The following is a 7498-nucleotide window of genomic DNA, read 5'->3' as shown; positions in this document are numbered from 1 at the left end:
GTACATTGCTATACAACCTCGCAGGGGGTGCATGACGGCCCGCACGAAGATCTTTACCGCGCGCGTGGGGCTGCATTGTCGATGGTACCCACCTCGACAGGTGCCGCCCAAACGCTGGGGCTGGTGCTGCCAGAGCTTGCCGGGCTGATCACGGGTCAGGCGATCCGGGTGCCGGTGGCGGATGTTTCGTGTATCGATCTGACGGTCGAGGTGGCGCGGCCTGTGACACCCGATGAGGTCAATGCGTTGTTTATCGAAGCCGCCGCCGGGAACATGCGCGGGATCATCGGCGTGACAGAAGACAAGCTGGTCTCGCGTGATCTGCTGCGCGACCCGCACAGCGCGATCGTTGCGACCGATCAGACCCGGGTTCAAAGTGGCACTTTGGTGCGCGTCCTTGCCTGGTATGACAACGAATGGGGGTTTTCCTGCCGGTTGCGCGATATGGTGCGCGTCGTGGCCGCAAGCGGCTGAGCTGCGGCGTCAGCGTTCCTCAATCCGCGCCAGAAGCTTTTCGCGCACCAGCGGGGTCACGAATTTGCTGACGTCTCCGCCCAGACGCGCAATCTCTTTAACGAGCTTGCTGGCAATGGCCTGATGCTCCGCCTCAGCCATCAGAAATACGGTTTCGATGCCGTCATCAAGCTGACGGTTCATGCCAACCATCTGATATTCGTATTCAAAATCTGCCACAGCACGCAGCCCGCGGACGATGACCTGCGCGCCGACATCGCGTGCACAGTCAATCAGCAGGTTCTCAAACGGATGCACGACAATTTCCATGCCGGTCTGTTCTGAGAGCCTGGCGCACTCCGCCCCGACCATGGCCACGCGTTCTTCGAGATCGAAAAGCGGACCTTTGTCGCGGTTGATCGCGACACCGATGACCAGCCGGTCAAGCAGCACAGAGGTGCGCCGGATGATGTCCAGGTGTCCGAGCGTCACGGGGTCAAAGGTTCCGGGGTAAAGGCCGACACGCATGGCGACGCTCCTGTCTTCTTCTGCGGGCTCAACCGATCATTTCAGCACGCAGATTGCAAGCGTTTCACGCGGGCGGTTGTCAGGGTGCAGGACACTGGCGGGCTCAGTGGCCCATGATCATTCCTTCGAGGGCGTCTTTTTCCATGGCCAGTTCCATCAGACGCGCCTTAACAACGTCACCAAGGGAAATCAGGCCCTTCAGTTCGCCGTTTTCAATGACCGGCATATGGCGGAAACGTCCCTCGGTCATCTTTTTGAGGATCACATCAGCGACGTCATCCCCCGAACAGGTCACCAGCTTTGAAGTCATCAGCGTGTCGACGGTGTTGGTCAGACAACCTGCACCGCGCGCCCCGATCTCGCGCACGATATCCCGCTCGGACAGGATCCCGTCTGCGGAGGATCCGTCGCGCGAAACGATCACCGTGCCGATGCGTTTTTCTGACAGCATTTTTGCGGCCTCGGAGACCAGCGTCGTTGGCGGTACGGTGACAACACCTTCTGAAGACTTGGTTTTCAGGATCTGGGAAACAAGCATGCCACACCTCGTTCTGACGTATCTGTGATCTGCTTCAGCGTCACCGCAAACCGGCTTTCTGTCAAGCTTGCGCTTCCAGACGGGCAACTTCTGCGCGCAGACCCGCGCTCAGGCTTTCGGCAAAACGGGTCAGTCGCGCGTTGCGCTGATCATCGGCGTGACGGATCAGCCAGAACGACCGTGTCAGGCTCACCACGTCTGTCAGAACGCGGCGCACGCCGGGCGTGGCGGGCAGCGAAAAGTCATGCGCCACGCCGATCCCGCCGCCCTGCCGGATCAGATTGACCTGAACGGAGGCCGAATTGGACGCCAGTGGCACCCGGGCCATTCCGATGTCAGCAAGATAATCCAGTTCGCGGTCGAAAATCATATCAGGGATATAGCCGACCAGCCGAAGCCCCCGCAGATCGTCCAGCGTTTTCACCGGACCGTGCCCGGCCAGATAGCTTTCTCCTGCGGCCAGATGCAGACGGTAATCGGTGATTTTCTGCACGACCAGCCGCCCCGCTCCCGGCGCGCTCACCGCGATGGCCATGTCTGCTTCGCGCCGTGAAAGATTAAAGACGCGTGGCAGAGCAACAATCTGGATATCAAGCTCGGGGTTATCATCGGCAATGGCGGCACAGACCTGAGGCAGCAGATAATTGGCGCAGCCGTCCGGCGCGCCGATGCGGATCTGTCCGTGTAGTTGTTCGCCCTGCGCCGGAAGACCCGCAACTGCCACGCGCATAGCCTGCTCTGCAGCTTCAGAGCGTGCCAGAAGTGCCGCACCCGCGTCGGTCAGCGTGTACCCCTGTGGTGATTTGACGAACAACGCCGCCTGCAGCGCCGTTTCCAGCCGCGCCATACGCCGCCCGACGGTAGCGGGATCCAGCCGCAGGCGTTTGCCGGCCCCTGACAGGCTTTCTTCGCGTGCCACCGCAAGAAAAAGTCGCAGATCGTCCCAGTTGGTCTGCACAGCGTTTCACCCCTCATGCTTTGCAAAAATGCAAAACTGATTTGCTATCTTTCCTCTTTAAGGCTCGTTTTTGCAAGACTATACCCGTAGCTGACCACGAACCAATCCATATCGTTTGCGGGGCCGGAGCCTCGCCAGCGCTGCACCAGGGAGACTGCCATGCAGGAACTTACACACTATATCAATGGCGCACACGTCAAAGGCACGTCCGGGCGGTTTGCCGATGTGATGAACCCCGCGACCGGCGAAGTGCAGGCAAAAGTCCCGCTCGCCTCGACCGAAGAGATGGGCCAGGCGGTGGAATATGCAGCGGCTGCGCAACCGTCATGGGCCGCTACGAACCCGCAGCGCCGCGCGCGCGTTCTGATGAAGTTTGTCGATCTGCTGAACCGCGATATGGACAAACTTGCAGAGGCACTGAGCCGCGAGCATGGCAAAACCCTGCCCGATGCCGCCGGCGACGTGCAGCGCGGGCTTGAGGTGGTGGAATACTGCATCGGTGCGCCGCATCTGCTGAAAGGTGAATATACCGACAGTGCCGGGCGCGGCATCGATATGTATTCAATGCGCCAGGCGCTTGGCGTGACTGCTGGCATCACGCCCTTCAATTTTCCGGCGATGATCCCGATGTGGATGTTTGCGCCGGCGATTGCCTGCGGAAACTCGTTTATCCTCAAGCCCTCCGAGCGCGATCCTTCCGTGCCGCTGATGCTTGCCGAACTGATGGAAGAAGCAGGACTGCCCAAAGGCATCCTGCAGGTGGTGAACGGCGACAAAGAGGCCGTCGACGCGATCCTGCATCACGATGTGATTCAGTCCGTGGGCTTTGTGGGCTCCACACCGATCGCCGAATACATCTATGGCACCGGCTGCGCCAACGGCAAACGGGTGCAGTGTTTCGGCGGTGCAAAAAACCATATGATCATCATGCCCGACGCCGATATGGACCAGGCCGCGGATGCGCTGATAGGTGCAGGCTATGGCGCTGCCGGCGAGCGCTGCATGGCGATCTCGGTTGCCGTGCCGGTGGGCGATGAGACCGCTGACCGCCTGATCGAAAAGCTGGTGCCGCGCATCGAAAAGCTGAAAGTCGGACCCTACACTGCCGGCAACGACGTCGATTACGGCCCCGTCGTGACGGCCGCGGCCAAGGCCAATATCGAACGCCTTGTTCAGACCGGTATCGACCAGGGTGCGACCCTTGTGGTCGACGGTCGCGATTTCAAACTGCAGGGCTATGAGGATGGCTTTTTCGTAGGCCCGCACCTCTTTGACAACGTGACCAAAGACATGGACATCTATAAATACGAGATCTTCGGCCCGGTGCTGTCGACAGTCAGGGCACAGTCCTATGAGGAGGCGCTGGGGCTCGCGATGGACCATGAATATGGCAACGGCACCGCGATCTTTACCCGAGACGGTGACGCCGCGCGTGATTTCGCGAACCGGGTGAATGTGGGCATGATCGGGGTTAACGTGCCGATCCCTGTGCCGCTGGCCTATCACACCTTTGGTGGCTGGAAGAAATCGGTCTTTGGCGATCTCAATCAGCACGGACCTGATGCGTTCAAATTCTACACCCGCACCAAAACCGTGACGGCGCGCTGGCCGTCCGGTATCAAAGAAGGCGGCGAATTCTCGATCCCTGTGATGGAATGACAATTAAGGGTCGCACTTCGGTGCGGCCCTTTTAATATGGGCGGAGGCAGCAGGGGAAATCCGTCACTATGAGCGATATCAGCATCCGTCAGACCGGGCCCGCCGGGCGCATCACGCTGATGCGGCCCGGCGCCCTGAATGCCCTGACCTATGACATGTGCCTTGCCATCGAAGCGGCGCTGGACCGGTGGCGTGATGACGGAAGCATCGCGCATATCGTGATCGATGCAGAAGGTGAACGGGCCTTCTGCGCAGGCGGTGATATCGCGGAGCTCTACGCCAGAGGCATCGCAGGGGATTTTGACTACGGCCGGCGTTTCTGGGCCGATGAATACCGGATGAATGCGAAAATATTCAGCTATCCCAAGCCGGTCATTTCGTTTTTGCAGGGCTTTACCATGGGCGGCGGTGTCGGCATCGGCTGCCACGGCTCTCACCGCATCGTCGGGGAAAGCAGCCGGATTGCGATGCCCGAATGCGGCATCGGGCTCATACCTGATGTGGGCGGCACGCTGATGCTGGCGCTGGCACCGGGGCGTCTGGGCGAATACCTCGGGACGACGGCCACCCGCATGACGGCAGCTGACGCGATCCTCGCAGGGTTCGCCGATCTGATGATTGACGAAGCCGCCTGGCCCGGGCTGATTGAGGCGCTGGAGACAGGCGCGGACACGGCGATCCTTGAGGCTGCAGCCGCCGACCCCGGCGCAGCACCGCTTGAGGCGCACATGGCGCAGATTGACCGGCACTTCGGCGGAGAGACCGTCGGGGATATTCTGACCTCCCTTTCCCATGATGACAGTGATTTCGCCCGCGACACCCTAAAGGCGCTCTCGCGCAACAGCCCGCTGTCGATGGCCTGCACCGTGGAGGTCATTCACCGCCTTCGGGGGCCCTCGCTGAGCATGGCAAAGGCGCTCGATCTTGAATACCGCTTTACCAGCCGGGCGCTGGAGCATGGCGACCTTATGGAAGGTATCCGGGCGGCTATTATCGACAAAGACCGCAAACCTGTCTGGCAGCACGCGGGCCGTTCTGTGCCGTCCGCTGTGATCAGCAAAATGCTGATGCCGGTCAGGGACAATCCCCTGAAGCTGGAGGAGGAGACAACAATGAAAAAGGCAAAGATCGGCTTTATCGGGCTCGGGAATATGGGTGCCCCGATGGCCGCCAATCTCGCACGGGCCGGGCATGAGGTGACAGGGTTTGATACCGCCGGCACCACCGCAGAAGGTGTCAGAGCGGCGCAGACAGCCGCCGCTGTCGCGACAGACGCCGATGTGGTGATCTGCATGTTGCCCAACGGGGCTGTTCTGCGCCACGTCGCGGATGAGGTTCTCCCGGCAATGAAGAAAGGCGCTTTGCTGCTGGATTGCTCGACAGTTGATGTGGAGGCCGCGCGCGCGGTCGCGGCAGCGGCTGAAGATGCCGGTGTGCAGTTTGCCGATGCCCCGGTGTCGGGCGGGATCGGCGGCGCCTCTGCAGGCACACTGACCTTTATGGCAGGCGGCACAGAGGCCGCGTTCCGGGCTGCGACCCCGCTTTTCGATGTAATGGGCCAGAAGGCCGTGCATTGCGGTGAGGCCGGTGCGGGCCAGGCGGCAAAAATCTGCAACAATATGATCCTCGGTGCCACGATGATCGCAACCTGCGAAGCATTCGCGCTGGCGGACAAACTCGGGCTGGACCGCGCGAGAATGTTTGACGTGGTCAGCACCTCATCAGGTTACAGCTGGAGCATGAACGCCTATTGTCCCGCCCCTGGCATCGGGCCGCAAAGCCCTGCCGACAACGGTTATACGCCCGGTTTTGCGTCAGAGCTGATGGTCAAGGACCTGGGGCTCTCTCAGCAGGCCGCTGAGGCCGTGGACGCCGACACGCCGATGGGCGCTCTGGCTCTGGCCCTTTACCGTCAGTTTGTCGAGAATGAAGACGGAAAGGGCAAGGATTTCTCCGCCATGCTACCGCGTTTTGAGGCGCGCGGGCGGTCGTCCTGAGGTCGCATCTGAACGGGCTGCCCCACGTTGCGCGGCGTATCCTGAGAACCGTTGCATCAAGGAGCCCCGCATGCCCCGTCCTTTTCATGAATTCGCCGCCGGTCTGAGATATGACGATCTGCCCGACGATGTGCTGCGCGTGTTGCGGCGCTCTTTTCTGGACACGATGGGGGTGGCTGCGGTGGCTTCGCGGTCTGATATGGCAGGCATCGCGCGGACAGCGGCTCTGGCCCTGTTCGGCCCGGGATCAGCAGGCGCGTCGCGCATCCTGATGTACGGCAACCGGGTGAGCCCTGCGGGTGCGGCCATGGCCGGTGCAATGACGATCGACAGTGTTGACGCTCATGACGGAACATCCCCGTGCAAGGGTCATGCAGGCTCTGCGGTCTTTCCTGCGCTGCTGGCCGTTGCTGACGTCAGGAACGACATGCAGGGATCTGACTTTGCGGTCCTTCTGGCCATTGCCTATGAGGTCAGCTACCGCGCCGGCCTTGCACAACACGCCACCTGCGCCGACTATCATACGTCCGGCGCCTGGACGGCGACCGGTGTGGCCACCGCCTGCGCGCGCGCTCTCGGGGGCACAGCCGGTCAGATCAGGCATGCAGCAGGTATCGGCGAGTATCATGGTCCGCGCAGCCAGATGATGCGCTGCATCGACCACCCTACCATGCTGCGAGACGGCGTAGGCTGGGGGGCGCCCTCCGGCGTCACGGCGGCATGGCTGGCGCTGGCTGGTTTCACCGGGGCCCCGGCTCTGACCTGCGAACAGGCGCCGGCCTTCTGGGACGATCTCGGCACGGCCTGGCGCCTTGTCGAGGACACGCATTACAAACCCTATCCATGTTGCCGCTGGGCCCATCCTGCCATTGACGCGGCCGCGGATATCATGCGCGTGAACGGGCTGCACCACAGGGATGTGGCATCGGTTGAAATCTGCACTTTTCATAACGCGACCCGGCTTGCCGGTCACACCCCGGCCAGCCCGGATGAATTTGCCTATTCAATCGCGTTTCCGGTGGCCACGATGATTGTCCGGGGTGAGATCGGGGTCGCGGAGCTGTCGCCTGAAACACTGATGGATCCGGATATCCTGCGCATCAGCTGCGCCACGAAACTGATTGATGATGAACACTTTACGGCGATCAGCGTGGGTAAACGCTGGGCAGGCGTTTCAATCCGGACCACCGACGGTCGAGAGCTGAGCACATCACCGCGCACCCCGCGTGGTGACACGGACATCCCCCTGAGCGACAGTGAGATTTCCAATAAATTTCATCTCCTTGCCGATCCGGTTATGGGCCGGGCGCGCGCCGATGAGCTGGAAACGCTTTGCGGCAGATTTGATAACCTCAACGCGCCCGA

At 61.3% G+C, this 7498-nt stretch carries 6 protein-coding genes and 2 pseudogenes; 5 read left to right on the top strand and 3 right to left on the bottom strand.

The window, feature by feature from the left end; genetic code table 11:
* A pseudogene (locus Q0M35_RS15755) lies at positions 1 to 474 on the top strand (erythrose-4-phosphate dehydrogenase); the annotation flags it as partial.
* A 9-nt stretch (positions 475 to 483) separates the two neighbouring features.
* Here Q0M35_RS15755 and coaD read toward each other — a convergent pair.
* The 3 genes from coaD to Q0M35_RS15740 form a co-directional block, all read right to left on the bottom strand.
* Positions 484 to 981, bottom strand: coding sequence for a pantetheine-phosphate adenylyltransferase (gene coaD, locus Q0M35_RS15750; protein ID WP_295316985.1), 498 nt, complete (start codon positions 979 to 981; stop codon positions 484 to 486).
* 103 nt (positions 982 to 1084) lie between these two features.
* Positions 1085 to 1519 carry a CBS domain-containing protein gene (locus Q0M35_RS15745; protein ID WP_295316983.1) on the bottom strand — a complete coding sequence of 145 codons (435 nt, stop codon included), beginning with the start codon at positions 1517 to 1519 and terminating at the stop codon, positions 1085 to 1087.
* Between the two features lie 61 nt (positions 1520 to 1580).
* On the bottom strand, positions 1581 to 2477 hold the full coding sequence (locus Q0M35_RS15740; protein ID WP_295316981.1) for a LysR family transcriptional regulator: 897 nt from the start codon (positions 2475 to 2477) through the stop codon (positions 1581 to 1583).
* A gap of 159 nt (positions 2478 to 2636) precedes the next feature.
* Between Q0M35_RS15740 and Q0M35_RS15735 the strand changes: the two genes are divergently transcribed.
* The 4 genes and pseudogenes from Q0M35_RS15735 to Q0M35_RS15725 form a co-directional block, all read left to right on the top strand.
* Positions 2637 to 4136 carry a CoA-acylating methylmalonate-semialdehyde dehydrogenase gene (locus Q0M35_RS15735; RefSeq protein ID WP_295316979.1) on the top strand — a complete coding sequence of 500 codons (1500 nt, stop codon included), beginning with the start codon at positions 2637 to 2639 and terminating at the stop codon, positions 4134 to 4136.
* 68 nt (positions 4137 to 4204) lie between these two features.
* Positions 4205 to 5215: pseudogene (locus Q0M35_RS18595) on the top strand (enoyl-CoA hydratase/isomerase family protein); the annotation flags it as partial.
* A 33-nt stretch (positions 5216 to 5248) separates the two neighbouring features.
* Positions 5249 to 6133, top strand: a complete 885-nt coding sequence (mmsB, locus tag Q0M35_RS18590; protein WP_366519675.1) for a 3-hydroxyisobutyrate dehydrogenase — start codon at positions 5249 to 5251, stop codon at positions 6131 to 6133.
* Positions 6134 to 6203: 70 nt separating this feature from the next.
* Positions 6204 to 7498, top strand: a 1295-nt coding sequence (locus Q0M35_RS15725) for an MmgE/PrpD family protein (protein WP_295316974.1), incomplete at its 3' end; no start/stop codon positions are given.

The sequence above is a fragment of the Roseobacter sp. genome (assembly GCF_024639605.1).
Lineage (GTDB): Bacteria > Pseudomonadota > Alphaproteobacteria > Rhodobacterales > Rhodobacteraceae > Roseobacter.
The sequence above is the reverse complement of the archived record's forward strand: the minus strand, read 5'-3'. Positions and strand labels throughout refer to the sequence as shown.